Raw genomic sequence first — 22,513 nt, forward strand, 5'->3', positions numbered from 1 at the left:
TCCCCTCCCTGAAGCAGCAAGCTATTGAGCTGCCTGTTCATTCACGACCCTGCTGAGCTTGTCGACAATCTCGCTGATGCGCTTGTCCTTGATCCGGTAGCTGACCGGATTGACAATCAGCCTGGATGTGATGCCGACGATCTGCTCATACTCGACCAGTCCATTTTCTTTCAGTGTCCTGCCTGTTGACACGATATCGACGATCCTGTCCGACAGTCCGATCAGCGGGGCAAGTTCAATGGAGCCGTTCAGCTTGATGATTTCAACTTGTTCCCCCTGCTCGCGGAAATATGCCGCGGCTACATTCGGATATTTAGTTGCCACTTTCGGCGCCACTTCATTCATTTTTGTACCCGGAATTCCTGCTACAGCAAGATAGCAGGCACTGATTTTCAAATCAAGCAGCTCATATATATCACGCTCTTCCTCGAGCATAACGTCTTTTCCTGCTATCCCGAGGTCCGCCACCCCATGCTCCACATAGGTCGGTACGTCCATCGGCTTTGCAAGGATAAATTGAAATCTTTCTTCTTCCACATCAATGATCAGCTTGCGTGAGTCATCAAATTCGGGAGGCAGATCGAAGCCGGCCTGGCGCAGCAGCTCTGCAGCCTCCTCAAATATCCGCCCTTTCGGCATCGCAATCGTCAGCAGGTCCTTCATTGCTGCTCCTCCTTCCCGGCTTTTCCAACTAAAAAGGTAATATCATCATATTGGCTTGTGCACGCATCCAGGTTTTTGACGCCGCTGATATCCTGAAGCACAGCCTTGATCCCTGATTTCCGCATAACCTTTGCTTTTTCATATGCCTCGCGCCTGCGCTCCGAGCTGAAGATGATGCAATGGAGCGGCTCTTTTTCCCCTGCTCCGCCTAGAGCTTCAAGCAGGCGGTCAAGCCGGATGGCAAAGCCGGTCGCCCCTGAAGATTTTCCAAACTTTTTCAGCAGAAGGTCATAGCGGCCCCCATTGCCGATCGGAAAGCCGACATTCCCTGCGTATACTTCAAATAAGATTCCGGTGTAATAGCTCATATGGCTGACAAGCGTCAGATCAAGCTTGATTTTTTCACCTTCGCCAAAATCGGCTATCGTGTCCCACAGACGTTCAAGCTGGACGATCGCTTCCCTGCCCTTATTATTTTCAATCAGGCTGAACGCCTGCTCAATCGCTTCGCGGCCGCCCCTGAGCTGAAGGAAATCCAGGAGGCGCTGCTTATCTATAGAAGATAGCGGGAGATTCTTCACATGCTCCCGGTACCCGACATAATTTTTTTCATAAAGAAATCTCGTTAATTCATTGGCCCTTTCTTCTGTTCCAAGAACCTGGCGGAAAAACTCCTGTACAAAGCCGATATGGCCGACAGACAGCTGGAAGTCCTCCAGGCCCGCTTTTTTCAGCGAGCTGATGAGGAGAGCCAGGCCTTCGCCATCCGCGCTGATGGAATCATCGCCAATCAGCTCGACGCCGATCTGTTCAAACTCAGCCGGGCGGCCGCCTTCTCTCTGCTGGGCCCGGTATACATTGGCTGAATAGGCGAGTCTCAATGGAAGATCTTCTTTCAAAAGCCTGGATGCAGCCACCCGGGCAATCGGGGCTGTCATATCCGGCCGGAGCACAAGAGTATGGCCCTGCTGGTCCAGGAGCTTGAACAGCTGTTGATCAAGTGTCGCCGAAGCCGAGCCGACGGTTTCATAATATTCAAGCGCCGGTGTTTCCATAAATTGATAGCCCCAGCTCTTCATCTCCTCTTCAATGGAAGAGCGGACCCTGCTTTTTGTTTCATATATTTCAGGCAATGTATCACGCATGCCTAATGGCTTTTCAAACATAAATAAACGGCTCATCGTATTCCACCTCTAAATCAAAAGTTCCGAATCCTTTAGTTCGCTAATATGTTATCGAATTGAAGTTAATAGTAGTTTATCGCTGTTTCCAGCATGCGTCAACCATTAATGCTTATTTTCTGAAAATCGGGAGGATGTATCCGTGGAAAAGCTTTTGAGGCAGTTGAACTGGGCTTGGAACCGGTATTGCAGGGGTTCTATGGTTTATATTTGCGGGATTTTTGTTTTATTTGCGGGAATCTGATTATATTTGCGGGTTTTAATTTTTATTTGCGAGTTTCCAATTTTATTTGCGGCTTTTCCGATATATTTGCAAGTTCCCCTTTTTGCAGCTTTCACGATTTACCTGTCCCCTCCTCCTATCAAAAAAGCTCCATCAACCGAAGTTAATGGAGCTTTTCTCACTCAGCCTGGCCGTAGATCGGATCATCCTGCCAGCGCTTTTGCAGTTCTTCTTTTGTATAAATGACGCGCATCGGGTTTCCCCCGACGAAACTGCCGGGCGGGACGTCCTTGTGGACAAGGGTGCCGGCGGAGACGATCGCACCGTCGCCGATCGTGATTCCGGGCAGCAGAGTTGAGTTGGCGCCGATCATGACCTCGCTGCCGATTTTCACCTCACCGAGGCGGTATTCGCGGATTAAATATTCGTGCGCCAGGATGGTCGTGTTATAGCCGATGACCGTGTTGCGTCCGACGCTTATTTTTTCCGGGAACATCACATCCAGCATGACCATAAGCGCGAACGAAGTCTGATCGCCGACCTTCATTTTCAGGAATGTACGGTACAGCCAGTTTTTCAATCCGAGAAAAGGGGTGTACCGGGCCAGCTGTATGACGATGAAATTTTTTACAACCTTCGCAAACGGGACCGTTTTGTACACATGCCAGAGAGAATTGGCGCCCTCAACCGGATGCCTGACTGTCTTCCTCATCCTTTATAATCCTCCAGAATATCAAGAAGGTCAGCCATATTCTCCAGCATAAAATCAGGCTTGTACTGCATCAGATGCTCCCTGCCCTTAGCAGACCAGGCGACAGCGGCTGATTTGGTGCCTGCATTATGCCCGGCAAGAATATCATGGTGGTTATCCCCCACCATAATAGCTTCCTCCGGACGGGAGCCGAGGAGCTCAAGCGCCTTGTAAATCGGCTCCGGATCAGGCTTAGCTTTTTCAACATGGTCCAGTGCCACAACAACTTCAAAGTACTGGTCCAGATTCGTCAGCTTCAGCCCTTTTTCCACGACTGGCATAACCTTCGTCGTAACAATCCCAAGCTTGTAGCCTGATTCCTTCAGGGTCCTGACTGTATCAAACACACCATCAAACTCTTTGACAAGCACATCATGGTTCGCAAGATTGAACTCGCGGTATTTGCCGATCATCTCTTCAACCCGGCTTTCATCAATGCCGGCAAAAGTCTCATGCAGGGTCGGACCCATGAACGGAAGCACATCCTCCCGCTTGTATTTGTTCGGATAATACGCTTCAAGCGTGTGGAGGAATGAGCTGATGATCAGTTCATTTGTATCAATCAATGTTCCGTCCAGATCAAATAAAATCGTGTTTATGTTTTCGTTCACAAAGCAGCTTCCTTTCTATTGCTGGCCACTTGGGAGCGGCGGTTCCAGAAAAAGGCGACCGCCAATGTCAGTACAATGGCTGTGCCAAGGCGTATCAGGAGCAGCGGCAGCACCGGAATGCCCAGCGGGAGGAAAATAAGTGTATCTTCGATTACCGCATGGCATGCGACCAGGAAGATGAACGCGATGGTTACATCCTTCCTGCTGACTCCGTCCTCTTTGACAGCCTGTATCATGACTCCCGCCCCGTATGCCAGGCCAAAAATCAGGCCGGCAGCCAAAGTGGTCGAGGTATTCTCTTTCATTCCCAGCGCCCTTGTTGCAGGCGCCATCCATTTTGAAAAAACATCCAGCCATTTCAAGTCTTTCAGCAGCTGTATCCCAATCATCAGCGGAATGACGATGATGGCGAGCTGCAGAATCCCGAGACCCGCCTTGGTTACCGCTTCTAGAAGAATGGCAGCAACACCTGATGCCTGTTCTTCCTTGGCCGGGATCAGGCCGTACTGTGCAAGCTCGGAGCCGCCGCGCCATACCAGATTGATCACCACGGCAGACAGGATGGCCAGGCCGAAACGTACGGCCAGGATAATCCAGAGCTTAACACCCACCTTGAGCGCCACACCGGATTCAATCAGGATATTATGCGAGAAGGACAGCATAACCGCAATGATGAATACTTCCTTCACCGAAAGATCCAATGTCAGGATGGCCCCGATGGCTGCGTACAGATTCAGGAAGTTCCCGAGCACAAGCGGAATGGCGGCATCACCGGATAGTCCAAGCAGTCCCATCAGCGGCGTTATCACCTTAATGACCCAGGGAAGCACAGGCGTATATTGAAGCAGCGCAACGATCAGCGTGACAGGGAAAATGATTTTCCCCAGTGACCATGTCGTTTTAAGCCCTGCAGCTAATCCTCGTTTGAGCGTGCCGAACAGCATGTTTCTCTCTCCCCTTTGTTTTTATACTATGAGCTTAAGCACTCTTATCCAAATACCTTTTATCTGCATAACCCTTTGTTCTTCTGATAACGATGAGCACTATGGCCCCGATGACCAGGACGATGGATATAAACTGCGCCATGCGGAGACTCTCAGTCAGCATCAGGCTGTCCGTCCTCATCCCTTCAACGAAAAAGCGGCCGATGCTGTACCAGATCACATACGTAAGGAAAAGCTCGCCCCTGCGCAGATTTACTCTTCTTAAAGACAGCAGGATAACAAATCCGGCTATATTCCATACTGATTCATACAGGAAGGTCGGGTGGTAATACGTTCCGTTTATGTACATCTGATTTATGATGAACTCCGGAAGATGAAGATTTTCCAAAAACGCACGTGTCACTTCACGGCCATGTGCTTCCTGATTCATAAAGTTGCCCCAGCGGCCGATGGCCTGGCCAAGGATGATGCTCGGCGCGGTGATGTCAGCCAGCTGCCAGAAAGAAATGCCTTTTTTCTTCGCAAAAACATACGCAGTGATGACTGAGCCGATCAGTGCCCCGTGTATAGCGATTCCGCCATGCCAGATCTTTATGATTTCGGCAGGGTTTTGTGCATAATAGTCCCATTCAAAAATGACATAATACAGCCTTGCAGACAAAATTGCGATCGGAATCGCCCACAGCATCAGATCAGCAAACAATTCCTTCTGCAGCCCGCGCTTTTCCCCTTCGCGCATGGCCAGCCATAAAGCAAGCGCAATCCCCGTACCGATGATCAGCCCGTACCAGTGAACCTGGATGGGACCGAGCGAAAAAGCAATCGGATCAAGCGGCTGGATATTTTCTTCCATAATCATTCTCCTTTTTGCAGAATCCCCTTACAGAAACTCTCTATTTATTTGGGTATACTAGTCGTTGTCCCCGTCCTCGATCACATCAGAAAGGCGGCTTGTAAATTGTTCTGCGGCATTGACGCCCATTCGCTTCAAGCGGAAATTCATCGCCGCCACTTCAATGATGACAGCCAGGTTCCGCCCCGGACGGACCGGGATGGTCAGCCTTGTGATATCTGTGTCAATGATCTTCATTTTCTCTTCATCAAGGCCAAGACGGTCATATTGTTTTTTCTGATCCCACAGCTCAAGATTCATAACGAGGGAAATGCGTTTATTGCTGCGGACAGCACCTGCACCGAACAAGGTCATCACATTGATGATGCCCAGTCCCCTGATTTCAAGCAAGTGCTCAATCAGTTCCGGCGAAGTACCGACAAGATAATCTTCATCTTCCTGGCGGATTTCCACGCAGTCGTCAGCAACAAGGCGGTGGCCTCTTTTCACAAGCTCAAGGGCCGTTTCACTTTTACCGACGCCGCTCTTGCCCGTAATGAGCACGCCAACTCCGTATATATCGACTAGCACGCCATGCACCGCGGTCGTCGGGGCCAGCTTGCTTTCAAGGAAATTTGTCAAAAGGCCGGAGAACCTCGTCGTTTTCTGCTTGGAACGCATGACAGGCACCGCTTCCCTTTCAGAAGCCTCAATCAGCCCTTCCGGCACTTCCATATCCCTTGTAATGATGATGCCTGGCGTGATATCAGTGCAGAGGGATTCCATCCTGTTTTGCCTGTCTGCATCACTCAGCTTTTCCGCAAAGCTCATCTCTGTCTTCCCTATAAGCTGGATGCGCTCTGCAGGGTAATAGTCGAAAAAGCCCGCCATTTCAAGCCCGGGTCTGGAAATATCACTGGTTGTAATCGGACGGCTGATCCCTTCCTCCCCGCTGATCAGCTCTAAATTAAATTTCTCAATGATGTCTTTTGTTCGCACTTTTGCCACGCTGTTGTCCTCCTTTTGCGGAATGCGCCTGATAAGGTCTATTATAATGAATGGTTTCTTTCGATTGGAGAAACTAGACAATAAAGTTTCATCTTATTGTAGCATTTTTCCCCGCAGAACCAAATTGTGCTATCTGATTTTTTCAAAAACCTTTACATAAAGGATACAAAATTGGTATAGACAACTATATGTGTTTATTTTATCATGGAAATATAAAATATCAGGATTCAGAACGGAGATGTGAGGCATGAGTTCCCTACTTTTAAAAAACAGCAGAGTGCTGACAGAGGATGGAATAATTGATAAAGGATATATATTGGTTGAAGACGGCAAGATTAAAAGCTTCGGCCCGGCGGATGAGCTTGGCGGCCAGTCTGCAGACAAGACGATAGAGCTGGATGCCGGTGCAACCCTGGCGCCGGGCTTTATCGACCTTCATATCCACGGTGCAGGCGGGGCCGATACGATGGACAGCACACCTGAAGCATTACAGACAATAGCCCGGACCCTTCCCGCCGAAGGGACGACAAGCTTCCTCGCGACCACCATTACACAGGAAAGATCCTTGATCGAAAAGGCATTGGCAAATGCAGCGGCATACAAGCCGGAAGGATTTGAGGCCGAAATGCTCGGCATCCACCTGGAAGGCCCATTCATCAACGAAAAACGAAAAGGCGCCCAGCCGCTCGAGCATATCCTGAAAAGTGATGTCGAGTTATTCAAGGCTTGGCAGGAAAAATCCGGACAGCTGATCAGGCTCGTCACCCTTGCACCTGAACTCGAGGGCGGAAAAGAGCTGGTCCGCCATCTGGCCGAAACAGGCGTTATCGCTTCCATCGGGCATTCCGATGCTGACTATGAAGAAGTCAGGGAGGCTGTCGAAGCAGGTGCGACCCATGTAACCCACCTGTTCAATGGCATGAAGGGACTTCATCACCGTGAACCAGGCACAGCAGGCGCAGCTCTCCTCTTCAAAGAACTGATTGTGGAAATGATTGCAGATGGAGTCCATGTGCGTCCAGAAATGATCAAACTTGCATTGAACAGCAAAGGCATAGACGGAATGGTGCTGATCACCGATTCAATGAGGGCAAAATGCCTGAAAAACGGCACCTATGATCTCGGCGGCCAGGATGTTACTGTCAAGGATGGGATGGCCTTGCTTGAGGACGGCACACTGGCGGGAAGCATCCTGAGAATGAAAGACTCTGTTAAAAATATGACCAAGTTCGCGGATATCACATTGGCTGAGGCAGTCAAGCTCGCCAGCGAAAATCCGGCAAAGCAGCTGAAAGTATTCGACCGCAAAGGCAGCATTGCAGAAGGAAAAGATGCAGATCTTACTGTACTGAACGAAAACATGGACATCGTACTGACGATCTGCCGCGGAAAAGTCGCATATAATCATTTGGAGGTAGAATGATGAAAATCGTCCAAGCAAAAAACTACCAGGATATGAGCTCGATTGCCTGCCAGATCATCCTGGAAAAAATCAAATCGGCTCCTTCCCTCACACTGGGCCTTGCAACCGGCAGCACACCGAAAGGGCTTTATGATTGCTTAGCAGCAGATTATAAGGAAAACCGGACTTCTTATAAAAATATCCATACCGCCAATCTTGATGAATATATCGGCCTCCCGAAGGAAGATAAAAACAGCTATCATACCTTCATGAATGAAAACCTGTTCAAGCATATCGATATACCTTTGAGCCAGACTTATATTCCGAATGGCCTGGCTGCTGACCTGACAGAGGAATGCAGGCGCTATGACAGGCAGATCAAAATGCTTGGCGGAATTGACCTTCAGGTGCTTGGCATCGGCCAGAACGGCCATATCGGCTTCAACGAACCAGGAACCCCCTTTTCAAGCAGGACCCATGTCGTAGACCTTGATAAAAGCACAATCGAAGCAAACAGCCGATTTTTCTCCAGCATAGAAGAAGTTCCGAACCAGGCCATCACAATGGGCATTGCCTCTATCCTGGACAGCAGGGAAATCCTGCTGCTTGCTTCCGGAAAATCAAAGGCCGAAGCCGTCTATCACCTATTGAACGGAAAGCCGGATGAAAAATTCCCTGCCTCCGCCCTCCAGCTGCATCCGCACGTGACAATCGTGGCTGACGCAGAGGCATTGCAGAAGGTATAAGGAGACATTCATATGATTGATAAAAATTCACCGATCCCTATTTATCACCAGCTGGAAGAACAGCTGAAAAAGCAGATCAGGGAAGGCCTCCTGCAGGAAGAAGAAGCCATCCCATCTGAACGGGAATATGCGGAGCAGTTCCAAATCAGCAGGATGACCGTCAGGCAGGCCATCAGCAATCTTGTGAGGGAAGGCCTCCTTTATCGGGAAAAAGGCCGCGGCACATTCGTCAACAAACAAAAAGTCGAGCAGGAGCTTCAGGGGCTAACAAGTTTCACGGAGGATATGCAGATGCGCGGGATGAAGCCGAGCAGCCGCACCCTTTCCTTCCAGACACTGCCGGCTCCAGGCGGCATAGCATCACGCCTCCAGATTGCCGAGGGCAGCCCAGTCTATGAAATCTCCAGGATCCGCCTGGCCGACGGACTCCCCATGGCACTGGAAACCAACTATATCCCTGAAGCGCTCATGCCCGGCCTGACCGAAGAGGACCTGGGCCATTCCCTTTACGAATACGCTGAAAACCGCCTATCTCTGTCCATTGCAGAAGCAGAACAGGAAATCGAAGCAGCCGGCGCCAAAAACCGGGAGGCAGGACTTCTCTCCATACAAGAAGGCTCCCCCATCCTCCTCATCCTCCGCACAACCCGGCTCTCCGACGGCACCCCCTTCGAATTCGTCCAATCGGCTTACCGTGCTGACAGGTATAAATTTATTCATACCATGCGGAGGGTGTGAGGGTTCAGCGGTTATTAAATCAGTATAGAATGGGGAGGGTGTGCTTCTTCATGGGGGCGGGTTAAGTTACTCAACTCGGAATGCTGTCATATTGAAGGGAGTTTAAGGGAGCCTTTGAAAGCAGCTTTAGGTTGCCCAATCAATTTTCAGAAGCTCTGTTGATCGGAGTGGAAGGCACGTAGACTCCTGCGGGAAATAGCGGAAAAGTTGAGACCCCACAGCGCGCAGAGCGAGGAGGCTCAACTCCGCCCCGCGGAAAGCGAAGTGCCTGCAGCGCAGATCAACAGCCCCATTCAAAGAGAGCTAAGGTCTCCCTTTTGCTAATGCAAATAAATTCTAAAAACCCTGTTGATCGGAGTGGAAGGCACGAAGACTCCTGCGGGATTGCAGCGGCAAAGCTGACACCCCGCAAGAGCTCGCTCTGAGGAGGCTCAGCGCCGCGGAAAGTGAAGTGCCTGGAACGCAGATCAACAGACTAAATCCAAAGAACCAAACTACATAGTTCCTAAAATTTTTTCTCCCTCACCATGTCCTAAATCCCCATTTCCCCCTATATAGTAAATGAACAAATCATTAGGAGGGAAACAAATGAAAATCATACTCGACGCAGGACACGGCTACGAAACCCCTGGAAAAAGAAGCCCCGACGGCTTCAGAGAATACGAATTCAACCGCCAGGCCGCCCACCACTGCCGCAAACTCCTCGAACAGGCCGGATTAACCGTCATGGACACTCATTCCGACGAATGGGACATCCCATTATCCGAAAGAACCGGAATGGCCAACCGCTGGAAAGCAGACTGCTATGTCTCCATCCACGCCAACGCCTACGGAACAGGCTGGAACAGCGCAAACGGAATCGAAACATACGTCCACACCTCCCGCCCTGCAGAAGCAGTAAAGCTAGCCCAATCCGTCCAGGCACAGCTCGTAAAAGAAACCGGCCTGGCCGACCGCGGAGTCAAAACTGCGGACTTCCATGTACTAAGAAAAACCACAATGACAGCCATCCTCATCGAATGCGGATTCATGACCAATAAAACAGAATGCAGTCTACTGCAATCCAAAGAATACCAGCAGCTCTGCGGAGAAACCATCGGCATGGCACTCCTATCATTTTACAAACCAGCCGGCGGCCTCTACAAAGTCCAGGCCGGAGCCTTCTCCCAACTAACAAACGCCCAATCCCTCGCCGGAAAACTAAGAGAAAAAGGCGTACCTGCATATATTACTTACTCCCAAGAAAAGCAGAGGTGAAAACTCTTCATAGGTAGACCCATTCGATTTTATAAGTAAAAGGGGTACGGCATAATGCTTCAGTACCCCTTTTGTTTATATGATTTTTTTATACCAGCTTAAGGCATTAATGGAATGTTGGCCTGTCTGGTTTGTAAAGTTGCCAAAAAGTTTTAGAACCCTGTTGATCGGAGTGGAGGGCACGCAGACTCCTGTGGGATTGCAGCGGCAGAGCTGAGACCCCGCAGACGCGCAGCGGTGAGGAGGCTCAGCGCCGCCCCACGGAAAGCGAAGTGCCCGGAACGGAGATCAACAGCCTCATTATCGGCAGTAAACTATTTTTATAAGTTAGCTGGAAAGGCGGGCTTTCCGTTAGAAGCCCCTCCACTCCTTCAGTTTTCCTTCCGATCCATAACCGTCCTCTGAATAACCAAATTAACAACCGCCATAATCACAGCCACCAAAAAAGCCATCCCAAACCCATCTATCTCAAAAGAGCTCCCCATAATCCCATCAGTCAGAAGCAAAGTAACAGCATTGATAACAAATAAAAACAAGCCAAGCGACAAAAGCGTCACAGGCAAAGTCAAGATAATCAGAATCGGCCGCACCAGCACATTCAGCAGCGACAAAATGAAGCTTGCCCCCAATGCTGCACCAAAGCTTTCTAAATAAAACGATTCACGGAAAAATCCTGCCAGAGCGGCAAACAAAACAGCATTGATCAAGATGCCTATCAGCCATCTCACGGTCCATCACCTCTTTTATAGATAAAAGCCAGAAGCATCGCTTCTGGCCGCAGCTTATTCTTATATTATTTAACAAAATCACCAGTTTTAACAGCAATTGAACCTGTCTTGGTCTTAGCCCTTAAATCGATGGCAGCTGCAGGGTCTTTAACAGACTGAAATCTGAGCATTTTCTGCACCATTTCTGATTTTTCCTCCACTACCTGGATTCCATCCAGCTCAAGCTGGAAGCCTCCAAGATTGGTTCTCAGATCACCATTCACAGGCGTTCCGGATGGAAGATACACGTCGACTGTACCGGTGACAGCTTCCGCTTCGAGCCGTTCACATCTGTCGCCTTTAACATGAACCTGGATATTACCATTAAAAGATTGAAGATCAGCACTTTTATAATCACCAGCAACTTTTATCGCCCCATTGACGGTCTCTGCTTCAATATGATCCAGTGTGCTGCCAGTAACTGTGATCTGGCCATTTCCTGCCTCAGCTTCAAGATGGCTGGCATTAAGCTTATCCAGCGTAATTTTTCCGTTCGCTGACTTGACCTTCAGTTTTGTCACGGCCAGGTCGCTGCCTTCTACCGGCCCATTGAACATCCTGATTCGGATGCTGTCATACTGCTCCTTTGGAATATGCACAGCGGCCTCAACTTTCATCCACTTCTGCTGCGCAGAAAACAGCAGCCGGCCATTGTCCGCCGTAAAAAGGACATCCCTTAAAAAGTTCTGGCGGGCTTCATCTTGGGTTTCACCGCGGTACACCTTAGCCCGGCAGTCAATTCGGACATCATTCTGTTCCCAGGGAATCAGCGTCAATTTCCCATTCGCCACTTCCATTTCAATTTCAGACAATCTGACATCGTTCTGCTGGAACACATGAGATATTTCAAATGCAGGGCCGAAATTGAAATCAAGATCGGCATCCTTAATCTTCTGGAAAGCAGTATCTACAAACTCAATGATTTTTTCTTTGGCATAGTGGAATTTATATTGGGCCGTGTCCTGCTGCTGTTTCTTCGCTTCTTCAAAATAGGTCTGGTTTCCCCATTCACTATGCAGCTTTTCTTCTTTTTTCTCCATCGTTTTCGACGCCTTTTCAAGCTCCTCAAGCAGAAGAAGTGCCTCCTCAGCACGCAGGCTTCCGTCCTCGACCATTTTTAAAATCCTTTTTCTTTCATCTTTCATGTTATTGCCTCCTCGATATAGTATTCACTATTCACTTGCAGCCAATATCTGAACGCCTTTGACAATATTCCAGACTACAACAATCAAGCTAAGAATTACGGAAAGGCCGATTCCAATCAGGAAAAAGACCGGAACTTCGTTTGGATTGGAAAAAATCTCAAAAGGGATGGCCAGAAAAATGACCGGCAGCGCAATCAAAGGGATCAGATGCGACAAAAATGCCTTTTTAGCATGCACTTTTACAAAAGGATTTTCAGATGCAAAGAAAACCACGAGCGGAAAAATAAATCCTGCAAAAAACACACTAAAATAACTTAATGCCGAAAGCACCTTTTTAGAATCCATCATTTTCAACTCCTTGATAATACTTACGCACGGGCGCTTTAAAAGTTTCACTGAAGCTGAAAATAATGAGGGTAATCATAATTTTTAAAAATGGAAAGAAATGAAAGAATTCGTACTACATTCATAAAATTAACCCGAAAAGAGGACAAATTAATGTACGCTTGCAGTATCGTAATACCTGGAGTAATATTTATTAGCAGCTTTTTCTTTTTATTAGCAAGTTTCCCAATATATTAGCAACTTTTTCAGTTTATTAGCAACTTTTTCAGTTTATTAGCAACTTTCCCGATATACTAGCAACTTTCACGTTTTATTAGCAACTAGCCTAAATCAACACAGTCCCAGCCCCAGCTGACAAATAAAAAAGCACTGATTACCAGTGCCCCTTCGAAAGTCAGCTTAAACCGTTTTCGCTGCTCCCTTCCTGCATACTTCATCAATTTTATGGACAAACATCTGAAATACCTTGCGCTTTTCTTCCAAATCCCGGATTGAGCCCTTCAGCTCATTATATTTTTCCTCAAATGGGCGGTGGTACTGCTCTCGGATGGTTTCAATGATCTCATCATTGACCGTTGATTGTATAACCTGCTTTGTTATCCCGTATTTGTATGTATATACCTGCAATTCCCTTTTGACCTCTTCATAATCCTGATTGATCTGGTCCAACACCTTGGAAATATCTTCTTTCCATTCATTAAGGGAATCTTCGATATAAGAATGCATGGGCTGCCCCCCTGAAACTCTTTTTCTTTATTATAAAGGCTGCAGTTTACAGCCCTTTTTCTTTTCGTTTACAGAGTGGTGTCAATCTTCCTGCAGCCTGGCATATTCCTTGGCCACCCGGTCTGCAATCAGGTCATATCCGCGGTCATTGGGATGCAGGGAATCATAGAAAAAGAGACTTTTCTCCTTGCCCTTAAACAAATCGTCAGTAGGAACCCATCTTACCTGATGATGGCTCGCAGCTGCTGCTTTTACTTTCTCGTTCCAGCCCTCTATGATGCTGCCGATTTTTTCATTGCCTGGATAGGGATTATAGAGGCCAAGCAAAAGGATTGGACTCTCAGGATTGTTCCGCTCTGTCCACCGGACTATTTCTTCCAGGTTTCCCCTATAAATTTCTTCTGCCTTCTTAAGCCTTTCTTTGTGCAGTGGTGCCAAATCCCCGCCATTTGCATGAAGCAGGTCATTTGTGCCGATAAAAATGATGATTGTGTCTGCCTCCTGCACCTCTTTTAAAACAGCCGGGGTATTCAGCTGTTTTTTGACGTTCAGTGTATCTTGTCCATAGATTCCAAAGTTTTCAACTTCAACGTTTTCCTCATAAATCTTGTCCAATCTTCCCTCAAGCCTTCCGGTATAGCCTTTTCCGTTTTTATCGCCATACCCATAGGTGAGAGAATCCCCGAGTGCCACGATTTCTGTCTCGCCATCATGCGAAACAGTATTTTTTGCCTGGATGGCGACAGCAGAGCCAATTAACAGTATAAAGCCGATAATAATCCAAATATATTTTTTCATCATGAACCTTCCTTTTCTAATTAAGGTTCATTTACCCGATTCAGCGGCAGGCAATCTGGCAATATTCAGCAGGAATTCCATCATCCTAAAAAAGCGAGCCCGCAGTAAATGCGGAACTCGCTTTTGGGTTTATGCTTTTGATACGCTTGTTTCTCTTTCTTTGACCAGCTTCTGCATGCGAATGCGGTCTCTGTCCAGGATAGGCTTTAGATATTTGCCGGTATAAGAGCCTTCTGCTTCAGCCACTTTTTCCGGGGTGCCCTGGGCAATGATGGTTCCGCCTTTATCGCCGCCTTCTGGCCCAAGATCGACAATATAGTCGGCAGCCTTGATGACATCGAGATTATGCTCGATGACCAGGACTGTATCCCCGTTTTCAACAAGCCGCTGCAATACAGTGAGCAGCCTGGAGATATCATCGACATGAAGTCCGGTCGTCGGTTCATCCAGTATATAGAAAGAGCGGCCGGTTGACCTGCGGTGCAGCTCTGAAGCCAGCTTTACACGCTGAGCCTCCCCTCCGGATAATGTGGTTGCCGGCTGGCCGAGCGTGATATAGCCCAGGCCAACATCATAGATTGTCTGGAGCTTTCGGCTGATTTTTGGAATATTTTCAAAGAATTCAAGTGCATCCTCGACTGTCATATCAAGGATATCTGATATATTTTTCCCTTTATACTTAACTTCAAGAGTTTCGCGGTTATAGCGTTTCCCGTGGCAGACCTCGCATGGGACATACACATCAGGAAGGAAATGCATCTCAATCTTAATGATTCCGTCTCCCCGGCATGCCTCGCATCTTCCTCCTTTAACGTTAAAGCTGAAGCGTCCCTTCTTATATCCGCGGACCTTTGCTTCATTCGTAGAGGCGAAAACATCGCGGATATCATCAAAGACACCGGTATAGGTGGCCGGATTGGAACGCGGTGTACGTCCAATCGGCGACTGGTCGATGTCAATGACCTTATCAAGATGCTCAATTCCTTTGACATCTTTATGCTCGCCTGGCTTTGTTTTGGCTTTATGGAGCTTTTGCGCCAGGGTTTTATGAAGTATTTCATTGATCAGCGTACTTTTTCCTGATCCTGATACACCAGTGACGGCAGTAAACGTGCCAAGCGGGAATTTGGCATTTACGTTTTTCAGGTTGTTTTCCTGTGCACCCTTGATTTCAATGAAGCGCCCATCGCTTGTTCTCCGTTCAAGCGGCAGCGGGATAAACTTCTTCCCTGACAAATACTGGCCGGTCAAGGAATTCGGATCATCCATTACCTCTGCCGGTGTCCCCTGGGAAACAATCTGGCCGCCGTGGACGCCGGCTCCCGGGCCGACATCGATAAGGTAGTCGGCTGCAATCATCGTATCCTCATCATGTTCAACAACTATGAGCGTATTCCCGATATCACGCATATTCTTGAGCGTATCGATCAGCCTGTCATTGTCGCGCTGGTGAAGGCCGATTGACGGCTCGTCCAGGATATACAGGACACCGGTCAGGCGGGAGCCGATCTGAGTGGCAAGACGAATGCGCTGAGCTTCCCCTCCTGAAAGCGTGCCTGCTGCCCGGCTTAGTGTCAGATAGTCCAGTCCCACATTGATCAGGAATCCGAGCCTTTCTTTTATCTCCCTAAGAATCAGGTTGGCAATCTGCCTTTCTTTCTCAGAGAGAATCACATGTTCAAAAAAGTCTTCTGCCTCTTCAATGGACAATGATGTAATCTTTCCAATATGCTCCCCTGCAATCAGGACAGCAAGACTTTCCTGTTTCAGGCGGTTTCCTTTACAGGCCGGGCAAGGGTGCTGGGCCATATACTTTTCCATCTGTTCGCGGATATAGTCAGAGCTTGTTTCCTTGAAGCGCCTTTCCACATTGCGGATCACGCCCTCAAACTCAATAAAGTTTTCTCTTACCTGGCCAAAGTCGTTTTCATAGCGGAAATAGATTTTTTCCCCTTTTGCTCCGTAAAGAAGCTTGTCAAGCAAATGCTTCGGTATATCCTCTACAGGCATATCCATGTCAATCCCCAAATGGCTGCTGACTGCCTCAAGCAGCTGCGGATAATACTGGGAGCTTGTCGGCTCCCATGGTGCGATGGCATGCTGTCTTAAAGATAGTCCGCGGTTTGGGATGACAAGGTCAACATCCACTTCAAGCTTGCTGCCAAGACCATCGCAGGATGGGCAGGCGCCGAATGGGCTGTTGAAGGAGAACATCCTCGGTTCAAGCTCGCCGATTGAGAAGCCGCAGTGCGGGCAGGCATGGTTTTCGCTGAAGAGGAGCTCTTCCTCTCCGATTACATCAATGATGACTTTGCCTTCACCGAGCTTAAGCGCCGTTTCAAGGGAGTCAGCCAGCCTTGCTGCTACGCCCTCTTTTACGACCACGCGGTCAATGACCACTTGTATGCTGTGTTTCTTATTTTTTTCCAATGTGATGTCTTCGCCCAGGTCATGCATTTCGCCGTTGACTCTGACACGGACATAGCCTTGCTTTTTCACATCCTCAAGAACCTTGACGTGGGTCCCCTTCCTGCCCTCAACGACCGGAGCGAGGACCTGCATCTTCGTTCTTTCCGGATATTCCATGATCCTGTCGACCATCTGTTCGATTGTCTGGGAGGATATCTCCACATTATGAATCGGGCATGTCGGACGGCCGACCCTGGCGAACAGCAGCCTCAGATAATCATAGATTTCCGTCACGGTGCCGACAGTCGATCTTGGGTTCCTGCTTGTTGTTTTCTGGTCGATGGAGATTGCCGGCGACAGCCCTTCTATGGCATCGACATCAGGCTTATCCATCTGGCCGAGGAACTGGCGCGCGTAGGCGGAAAGAGATTCCACATAGCGGCGCTGCCCCTCTGCATATATCGTATCAAAGGCCAAGGATGACTTCCCGGATCCGGAAAGCCCCGTCAGCACCACAAGCTTATCCCTCGGGATGGTGACATCAATATCCTTCAGGTTATGGGCCCTGGCGCCTTTTACAATCAGTTTTTCCATTGCCATCAGTTCGTCATCCTTCCGCTTTCAGCTCTAATAATAGATCACGAAGCTCGGCCGCCCGCTCGAAATTGAGCGCCTTGGCAGCTTCCTTCATTTCTTTTTCCATATTTGCGATCAGTTTGTCGCGTTCTTTCTTCGTCATTTTTGCCGGTTTGGCTGGTGCAGCATAGTCGGCCTGCTCCTCGGCAGCGTGGGTGGCGCGGATCACATCGCGGATTTCCTTCTGGATCGTCTGCGGTGTGATGCCGTGCTCCTCATTATAAGCTTCCTGGATTTCCCGGCGCCTTTTCGTCTCGCTGATCGCCAGCTCCATTGAATTGGTGATCTTGTCTGCGTACATGATGACATGGCCGGAAGCATTCCGGGCCGCGCGCCCGATTGTCTGGATGAGGGACCTCTCTGAACGGAGGAAGCCCTCTTTATCTGCATCAAGTATGCTGACAAGGGAAACCTCTGGTATGTCGAGCCCCTCCCTCAGGAGATTGATCCCGATCAGTACATCATATTTTCCAAGGCGAAGCTCACGGATGATCTCAATCCGCTCAAGCGTCTTGACCTCTGAATGGAGATATTGCACCTTTATGCCGATTTCCTTCAGATAGTCGGTCAAGTCCTCTGACATTTTTTTCGTCAAGGTCGTAATGAGGACCCTCTCATTCTTCTTTACCCGATCATTGATTTCGCCAATCAGGTCATCAATCTGGCCTTCGATCGGGCGCACCTCGATCGTCGGATCAAGCAGCCCTGTCGGCCGGATGATCTGCTGGACCATTTCCGGCGTATGCTCTATTTCATATGGACCCGGGGTTGCGGAAACATATACAATCTGATTGATATGCTTTTCGAATTCCGGGAAGGTGAGCGGCCTGTTATCCATCGCGGATGGCAGCCTGAATCCATGATCCACAAGGACTGACTTCCTGGCCTGGTCCCCGTTGAACATCCCCCTGACCTGAGGGATCGTTACATGTGATTCATCGACGACCATCAGGAAATCGTCAGGGAAATAATCAAGCAGCGTATACGGCGTTGATCCGGCCGGACGGAGAGTCAGATGGCGCGAATAGTTCTCGATCCCTGAGCAAAAGCCCATTTCCCTCATCATCTCCAGGTCATAGCGCGTTCTCTGCTCCAAGCGCTGAGCCTCAAGAAGCTTGCCGTTTTCACGCATTTCCCCCAGGCGCTCTTCCAATTCCTTTTCGATATTCCCGATCGCAATTTTCATCTTTTCCTCGCGTGTTACGAAGTGGGAGGCCGGGAAGATGGCAACATGTTCGCGCTCGCCCATGATTTCTCCGGTCAGTGCATCCACCTCCCGGATCCGGTCAATCTCATCACCGAAGAATTCGACCCGCATGCAATGCTCATCCCGTGAAGCCGGGAAGATTTCCACCACATCGCCGCGGACTCTGAAGGTCCCCCTCCGGAAATCAATATCGTTCCGCTCATACTGGATATCAACAAGGCGGCGCAGAAGCTGGTTCCGCTCAATTTCCATTCCTGTCCTCAAAGAGAGAACAAGCTCCTTGTATTCCTCAGGTGAACCGAGGCCGTATATGCAGGAAACACTGGCGATGATGATAACGTCCTTCCGTTCAAAAAGCGAAGAAGTTGCTGAGTGGCGCAGCTTGTCAATCTCATCATTAATGCTTGCATCTTTTTCGATGAATGTATCTGTCTGGGGCACGTATGCCTCAGGCTGGTAGTAATCATAATAACTGACAAAATACTCTACAGCATTGTTCGGGAAAAAGTCCTTGAACTCACTGTAAAGCTGGCCTGCCAGGGTTTTGTTATGGGCTATGACCAATGTAGGCTTGTTAACCTCTTTAATCACATTGGAAATGGTAAACGTCTTACCAGTACCAGTTGCACCCAGCAGGGTCTGGTGCCGCTTGCCGGAGCGGATGCCCTCGACAATCCTGCTGATGGCCTCTGGCTGATCGCCCTGCGGCGAATATTTTGAGACTAATTCAAATTGGTCCTTCACAAAAAAAGCCTCCTGTTCAAGAAGTTGATTTTAACATTTTATCTATATTTGCAGGCAGGCATACCAGTAAGCAAGAACCTTGCTTCTGTTGCCCCTGTTCTTTTAATGGTTAAGCGGTCCTGAATGCACGTGATGATTCCTGCTGAAGTTATATTATAGAAGAAAAAGGTCTGAAGCCTTGTACGAAGCTGAAAAACTCATATCCTCATTCTACCACAAAGCACATGAAAGAAACCAGGAATATGCGAACGGATATTCGTTTTTCATGAAATAGCATGTGATGAGTAAAAAGGCTCCTGCCAGGAACGGCTCGATTCCTGCCGAATAAAGGTTAATCAAACGTTTGATTAAATGGTGGACCGGCCCTTTAAAGCTGGAATATTTCCCGCGAAATATGTCGGCAGGAAATATGGATGGAGATGACAGCTGAAAGACTTGCTTGCCAAATAAAATAACCTGCCCGATTAAAACCAGGCAGGTTTTTGAGAATCATTATAAAATCAAGCTCGCTTCTTTGCTCTTTGTTTCATGATCTGCGCATACCAGAAACCGGCAGTCAAAGAAAAGGCATCAACAACAATAAGCCCCCAGCTGTCTGTATAGCCCTTGTAGACGGAGGCGGCAATCAGGGCTACTGTCAGAATGAGCCCGATTACATGATTATACGTCACCCTCGTAAAGAACATGACAAGCAGTCCGGGCAGCAGCAGGGCTGAAAGATACTTTAGCGCCACTTTTTCACACCTTCTTTATGATAGATTCACTATGAATTGCGGACAAGTATAACATTAGAATAGCGGTTCAAACTATATGATACAAGCAATTTCAAAAATATGCCGCTATATTTTTTTGCTTAGGGCATTGTTGTCCATTCATCGATTTCTGTTTGCAGCTGATGATATGGACGGGCTTCGCTTAGAAAAAGGCTGTTTGCAAAATATTATCCATAATGAACGGAAAGGAGGTTTGCATATTGTCCAGAAGAAGGAGGCGCCCCCTAGTTCCAGAATCCCGTGAAGCCCTCGACACATTGAAGGCACGTGTTATGGCTAACCAGGGCTATAAGGTCGGACCGGATGCGCCGGAGGAAGTAAAATATGAGGTGGCCAGGGAAAAGGATGTTCCGCTTCAGCATGGATATAACGGCAGGCTGACATCGCGCGAGGCCGGCAAAGTCGGCGGCCCGATCGGCGGCAGCATGGTGAAGGAATTAATCCGGCTGGCCCAGGAAAGCCTCAACAAAAAGCAATAGTATAATGGAAAAATGGAGCCGCCATATAGGCAGCTCCATCCTTTATTTTTGCGCTTCTTTGTTCCTAGCGAACTCTTCTTTAATGGAAGCAAGCAGTTCAGGCTCCGTGATAAGCCGGAATGCGGTTTGTGCCAGCGCCTTTGCACCTGTGAGCAGGGCTTCATCGCCTTTTTCCGACCGTGCAGCTTCACGGAAAGGTACAGTATGGGCAACAAGATCATCGCTGCCGATCTTGATATAAGGGTGGATCGTCGGTACCTGCTGGCTGATGTTGCCTGCATCTGTTGAACCGATTCCTTCCCTTCCTGACAGATCGACCTCTTCCCCCAGTTCCTCGATGACTTCACGGAACGCTTCATCATACGCTCTATTTAATAGGAGATTATCGACTTCATTCTGGAATGCAATTACATTCAATTCAGCGCCTGTTGCAAGGGCGGCAGCTTCTGCCACCTTCTTCACTTTTGCTGTAACTTCATTTAGATAGGTTCTTGTCGCTGCCCGGATGAAGAAACGCGCTTTGGCATATTCCGGAATGATATTTGGTGCGTCTCCTCCATGGGTGATGATGCCGTGGATCCGCACATCATCTTTCAGCTGCTGGCGCAGGGCATTGATGCCGTTGAAGAGCTGGATGACCGCATCAAGTGCATTAATTCCTTCGTGCGGTGAAGCCGCAGCATGGGCAGGCTTGCCGATATACTCAAAGTCCAGCGGATCCACCGCCAGGGAGGAGCTTGTTAATGCCGTCCTGCTTGAAGGATGGATCATAAGCGCCGCATCAATTCCCTCTGTCAGGCCGTGCTTCACGAAGCTGCCCTTTGCACTGCCGTTAGGTCCGCCTTCTTCGGCGGGTGTTCCGAATACGACGACCTCTCCGCCTGTTTCTTCAATCACCTTGCTTAAAGCAATCGCTGCCGCTGTGCTTGTTGTGCCGATGATATTATGGCCGCAGGCATGGCCGATTCCCGGCAGTGCGTCATATTCGGCAAGGAAAGCGATGGACGGTCCCGGTTGGGAGGATTTTTTCCTTGCAGCAAAGGCTGTTTCATGGCCGGCAACAGCACGCTCAACCTCAAAGCCCTCTTCTTCAAGAATTCCTGAGAGCAGCCCGGATGCGAAAAATTCCTGGTTGCCGATTTCCGGTTTGTCATGAATCTGGTGGCTTGTTGAAAGGTAAAGCTCCCTTCCAGCTTCTACACTTTGATTGATTCTTTCCTTCAGCTCGGTTACAGATTTAGCAGGTGCTGACATAATGATCTCCTCCTTGGGTTATAGCGGTGCCAGGCACCGGTTATTATTCTCCGATTTCACTAAGCGGAACGAATGTCGGGATTGTGCTGCCTTTGTATTCTTTTTCAATGAATTCAGCTACATCATCTTCCTGATACAGTTCGCCGAGGCGCTTCAGTGTCTCATTGTCTTTGTCTTCTGTTCTGGCGGCAATGATGTTGATATATGGAGTTGCTGTTGCACTTTCATGGAAGATAGAGTCTTCTACAGGGTTGAAGCCAGCATCAACAGCGATTCCATTATTGATGATGGAGGCAGCTACATCCGGCAGGACGCGTGGTGTCTGGCCCGCTACTACAGGGACGATTTCCAGGTTTTTCGGGTTGTCGACGATTTTGTCGATGCTGCCATTTCCGTCAAAGTCTTCAGGCAGCGTGATCAGGCCGGCTTCCTGCAGAAGCAGGAATGATCTTCCCATATTGGTTGCTTCGTTCGGCACGGCAATCTTTCCGCCTTCCGGGATATCTTTTACATCTTTATATTTTTCAGAGTAGATCCCCATTGGTGCAATAACGGTTGTCGCGATTGGTGAAAGATCCAGATCATGCTCCTTTTTAAAAGCGTTGAAATAAGAAATGGTCTGGAAGGCATTGGCATCAAGCTCTCCCTCTGCAAGGGCGATGTTTGGCTGGACATAATCAGAGAAGCGGACGATTTCCACTTTGATTCCTTCTTTTTCAGCCTTCTTGGCTACAAAGTCCCAAATGCGGTTGTCTGACCCGCTGACCCCGATTTTCACTTCTTTTTCTTTTTCCTTGCCGCTTGTTGATGATGAGCAGGCTGCACTGAAAACCGCCAGTGCGAGGATGATTGCCGTTAATAGTAGTTTTTTCAT

General features: G+C 48.7%; 23 protein-coding genes. 5 read left to right on the plus strand and 18 right to left on the minus strand.

Annotated features, from left to right (window positions below; translation table 11 throughout):
* Window positions 1–21 precede the first annotated feature (21 nt).
* The 8 genes from hisG to hprK all read right to left on the minus strand — a co-directional run bounded on the left by hisG (window position 22) and on the right by hprK (window position 6,213).
* Window positions 22–663, minus strand: coding sequence for an ATP phosphoribosyltransferase (gene hisG, locus RBB45_RS15635; RefSeq protein ID WP_009793053.1), 642 nt, complete (start codon window positions 661–663; stop codon window positions 22–24).
* Window positions 660–1,844, minus strand: a complete 1,185-nt coding sequence (locus tag RBB45_RS15640) for an ATP phosphoribosyltransferase regulatory subunit (RefSeq protein ID WP_306009900.1) — start codon at window positions 1,842–1,844, stop codon at window positions 660–662. Before RBB45_RS15640 ends, hisG begins: the two co-directional genes overlap by 4 nt.
* 204 nt (window positions 1,845–2,048) lie before the next feature.
* On the minus strand, window positions 2,049–2,183 hold the full coding sequence (locus RBB45_RS15645) for a hypothetical protein (RefSeq protein ID WP_306009901.1): 135 nt from the start codon (window positions 2,181–2,183) through the stop codon (window positions 2,049–2,051).
* A 62-nt stretch (window positions 2,184–2,245) separates the two neighbouring features.
* Window positions 2,246–2,779 carry an acyltransferase gene (locus RBB45_RS15650; RefSeq protein WP_009793051.1) on the minus strand — a complete coding sequence of 178 codons (534 nt, stop codon included), beginning with the start codon at window positions 2,777–2,779 and terminating at the stop codon, window positions 2,246–2,248.
* The gene (ppaX, locus tag RBB45_RS15655; protein ID WP_306009902.1) at window positions 2,776–3,429 is read right to left on the minus strand and encodes a pyrophosphatase PpaX; all 654 of its coding nucleotides are present in this window, start codon (window positions 3,427–3,429) and stop codon (window positions 2,776–2,778) included. Before ppaX ends, RBB45_RS15650 begins: the two co-directional genes overlap by 4 nt.
* On the minus strand, window positions 3,426–4,373 hold the full coding sequence (locus tag RBB45_RS15660; RefSeq protein ID WP_148949644.1) for a nucleoside recognition domain-containing protein: 948 nt from the start codon (window positions 4,371–4,373) through the stop codon (window positions 3,426–3,428). The genes ppaX and RBB45_RS15660 overlap by 4 nt, the downstream gene beginning before the upstream one ends.
* Window positions 4,374–4,407: 34 nt before the next feature.
* Complete coding sequence (lgt, locus tag RBB45_RS15665; protein WP_101549439.1) at window positions 4,408–5,226, minus strand: prolipoprotein diacylglyceryl transferase; 819 nt, start codon at window positions 5,224–5,226, stop codon at window positions 4,408–4,410.
* Between the two features lie 57 nt (window positions 5,227–5,283).
* Entirely contained in the window at window positions 5,284–6,213 is a 930-nt protein-coding gene (hprK, locus tag RBB45_RS15670; RefSeq protein ID WP_009793047.1) for an HPr(Ser) kinase/phosphatase, read from the minus strand.
* Window positions 6,214–6,460: 247 nt separating this feature from the next.
* On the opposite strand from hprK, the gene nagA reads away from it, so the two are divergent.
* The 4 genes from nagA to RBB45_RS15690 all read left to right on the plus strand — a co-directional run bounded on the left by nagA (window position 6,461) and on the right by RBB45_RS15690 (window position 10,356).
* Window positions 6,461–7,636, plus strand: coding sequence for an N-acetylglucosamine-6-phosphate deacetylase (nagA, locus tag RBB45_RS15675; protein ID WP_306009903.1), 1,176 nt, complete (start codon window positions 6,461–6,463; stop codon window positions 7,634–7,636).
* Window positions 7,636–8,361, plus strand: coding sequence for a glucosamine-6-phosphate deaminase (gene nagB / locus RBB45_RS15680; RefSeq protein WP_306009943.1), 726 nt, complete (start codon window positions 7,636–7,638; stop codon window positions 8,359–8,361). The genes nagA and nagB overlap by 1 nt, the downstream gene beginning before the upstream one ends.
* A gap of 12 nt (window positions 8,362–8,373) precedes the next feature.
* Window positions 8,374–9,099 carry a GntR family transcriptional regulator gene (locus RBB45_RS15685; RefSeq protein WP_009793044.1) on the plus strand — a complete coding sequence of 242 codons (726 nt, stop codon included), beginning with the start codon at window positions 8,374–8,376 and terminating at the stop codon, window positions 9,097–9,099.
* Between the two features lie 588 nt (window positions 9,100–9,687).
* The gene (locus RBB45_RS15690) at window positions 9,688–10,356 is read left to right on the plus strand and encodes an N-acetylmuramoyl-L-alanine amidase (protein WP_306009904.1); all 669 of its coding nucleotides are present in this window, start codon (window positions 9,688–9,690) and stop codon (window positions 10,354–10,356) included.
* Between the two features lie 371 nt (window positions 10,357–10,727).
* On the opposite strand, the gene RBB45_RS15695 is transcribed toward RBB45_RS15690, so the two are convergent.
* The 8 genes from RBB45_RS15695 to RBB45_RS15730 form a co-directional block, all read right to left on the minus strand.
* Window positions 10,728–11,084 (minus strand): phage holin family protein, encoded by a 357-nt coding sequence (locus tag RBB45_RS15695; RefSeq protein WP_148949647.1) that lies wholly within the window; start codon window positions 11,082–11,084, stop codon window positions 10,728–10,730.
* A 65-nt stretch (window positions 11,085–11,149) separates the two neighbouring features.
* Complete coding sequence (locus RBB45_RS15700; protein WP_009793037.1) at window positions 11,150–12,268, minus strand: DUF4097 family beta strand repeat-containing protein; 1,119 nt, start codon at window positions 12,266–12,268, stop codon at window positions 11,150–11,152.
* A gap of 27 nt (window positions 12,269–12,295) precedes the next feature.
* A complete protein-coding gene (locus RBB45_RS15705; protein WP_009793036.1) occupies window positions 12,296–12,616 on the minus strand; it encodes a magnetosome magnetite crystal formation protein family in 321 nt (106 codons plus the stop codon).
* Between the two features lie 396 nt (window positions 12,617–13,012).
* Window positions 13,013–13,339, minus strand: a complete 327-nt coding sequence (locus RBB45_RS15710) for a hypothetical protein (RefSeq protein ID WP_009793035.1) — start codon at window positions 13,337–13,339, stop codon at window positions 13,013–13,015.
* Window positions 13,340–13,420: 81 nt separating this feature from the next.
* The gene (locus tag RBB45_RS15715) at window positions 13,421–14,140 is read right to left on the minus strand and encodes an SGNH/GDSL hydrolase family protein (RefSeq protein ID WP_148949649.1); all 720 of its coding nucleotides are present in this window, start codon (window positions 14,138–14,140) and stop codon (window positions 13,421–13,423) included.
* Window positions 14,141–14,266: 126 nt separating this feature from the next.
* Window positions 14,267–17,146, minus strand: a complete 2,880-nt coding sequence (uvrA, locus tag RBB45_RS15720; RefSeq protein ID WP_306009905.1) for an excinuclease ABC subunit UvrA — start codon at window positions 17,144–17,146, stop codon at window positions 14,267–14,269.
* A gap of 7 nt (window positions 17,147–17,153) precedes the next feature.
* Window positions 17,154–19,133 (minus strand): excinuclease ABC subunit UvrB, encoded by a 1,980-nt coding sequence (uvrB, locus tag RBB45_RS15725; protein ID WP_129613348.1) that lies wholly within the window; start codon window positions 19,131–19,133, stop codon window positions 17,154–17,156.
* Window positions 19,134–19,633: 500 nt separating this feature from the next.
* A complete protein-coding gene (locus tag RBB45_RS15730) occupies window positions 19,634–19,867 on the minus strand; it encodes a CsbA family protein (RefSeq protein ID WP_009793031.1) in 234 nt (77 codons plus the stop codon).
* Between the two features lie 239 nt (window positions 19,868–20,106).
* On the opposite strand from RBB45_RS15730, the gene RBB45_RS15735 reads away from it, so the two are divergent.
* Entirely contained in the window at window positions 20,107–20,385 is a 279-nt protein-coding gene (locus RBB45_RS15735; protein WP_022544389.1) for an alpha/beta-type small acid-soluble spore protein, read from the plus strand.
* A gap of 42 nt (window positions 20,386–20,427) precedes the next feature.
* Here the strand turns inward: RBB45_RS15735 and RBB45_RS15740 are convergent, their stop codons facing one another.
* On the minus strand, window positions 20,428–21,639 hold the full coding sequence (locus RBB45_RS15740; RefSeq protein WP_306009906.1) for a M20 family metallopeptidase: 1,212 nt from the start codon (window positions 21,637–21,639) through the stop codon (window positions 20,428–20,430).
* Between the two features lie 43 nt (window positions 21,640–21,682).
* The gene (locus RBB45_RS15745) at window positions 21,683–22,513 is read right to left on the minus strand and encodes a MetQ/NlpA family ABC transporter substrate-binding protein (protein ID WP_009793028.1); all 831 of its coding nucleotides are present in this window, start codon (window positions 22,511–22,513) and stop codon (window positions 21,683–21,685) included.

The organism is Bacillus sp. MMSF_3328, from assembly GCF_030733525.1.
Taxonomy (GTDB): domain Bacteria; phylum Bacillota; class Bacilli; order Bacillales; family Cytobacillaceae; genus Bacillus_AB; species Bacillus_AB infantis.

Coding starts and splice junctions, on each gene's coding strand:
- lgt (WP_101549439.1), bottom strand. CDS start 5,226: ATGGAAGAAAATATCCAGCCGCTTGATCCGATTGCTTTTTCGCTCGGT.
- RBB45_RS15710 (WP_009793035.1), bottom strand. CDS start 13,339: ATGCATTCTTATATCGAAGATTCCCTTAATGAATGGAAAGAAGATATT.
- RBB45_RS15740 (WP_306009906.1), bottom strand. CDS start 21,639: ATGTCAGCACCTGCTAAATCTGTAACCGAGCTGAAGGAAAGAATCAAT.
- RBB45_RS15715 (WP_148949649.1), bottom strand. CDS start 14,140: ATGATGAAAAAATATATTTGGATTATTATCGGCTTTATACTGTTAATT.
- RBB45_RS15690 (WP_306009904.1), top strand. CDS start 9,688: ATGAAAATCATACTCGACGCAGGACACGGCTACGAAACCCCTGGAAAA.
- RBB45_RS15685 (WP_009793044.1), top strand. CDS start 8,374: ATGATTGATAAAAATTCACCGATCCCTATTTATCACCAGCTGGAAGAA.
- uvrA (WP_306009905.1), bottom strand. CDS start 17,146: ATGGCAATGGAAAAACTGATTGTAAAAGGCGCCAGGGCCCATAACCTG.
- RBB45_RS15705 (WP_009793036.1), bottom strand. CDS start 12,616: ATGATGGATTCTAAAAAGGTGCTTTCGGCATTAAGTTATTTTAGTGTG.
- nagA (WP_306009903.1), top strand. CDS start 6,461: ATGAGTTCCCTACTTTTAAAAAACAGCAGAGTGCTGACAGAGGATGGA.
- nagB (WP_306009943.1), top strand. CDS start 7,636: ATGAAAATCGTCCAAGCAAAAAACTACCAGGATATGAGCTCGATTGCC.
- RBB45_RS15745 (WP_009793028.1), bottom strand. CDS start 22,513: ATGAAAAAACTACTATTAACGGCAATCATCCTCGCACTGGCGGTTTTC.
- RBB45_RS15650 (WP_009793051.1), bottom strand. CDS start 2,779: ATGAGGAAGACAGTCAGGCATCCGGTTGAGGGCGCCAATTCTCTCTGG.
- hisG (WP_009793053.1), bottom strand. CDS start 663: ATGAAGGACCTGCTGACGATTGCGATGCCGAAAGGGCGGATATTTGAG.
- RBB45_RS15640 (WP_306009900.1), bottom strand. CDS start 1,844: ATGAGCCGTTTATTTATGTTTGAAAAGCCATTAGGCATGCGTGATACA.
- RBB45_RS15660 (WP_148949644.1), bottom strand. CDS start 4,373: ATGCTGTTCGGCACGCTCAAACGAGGATTAGCTGCAGGGCTTAAAACG.
- RBB45_RS15700 (WP_009793037.1), bottom strand. CDS start 12,268: ATGAAAGATGAAAGAAAAAGGATTTTAAAAATGGTCGAGGACGGAAGC.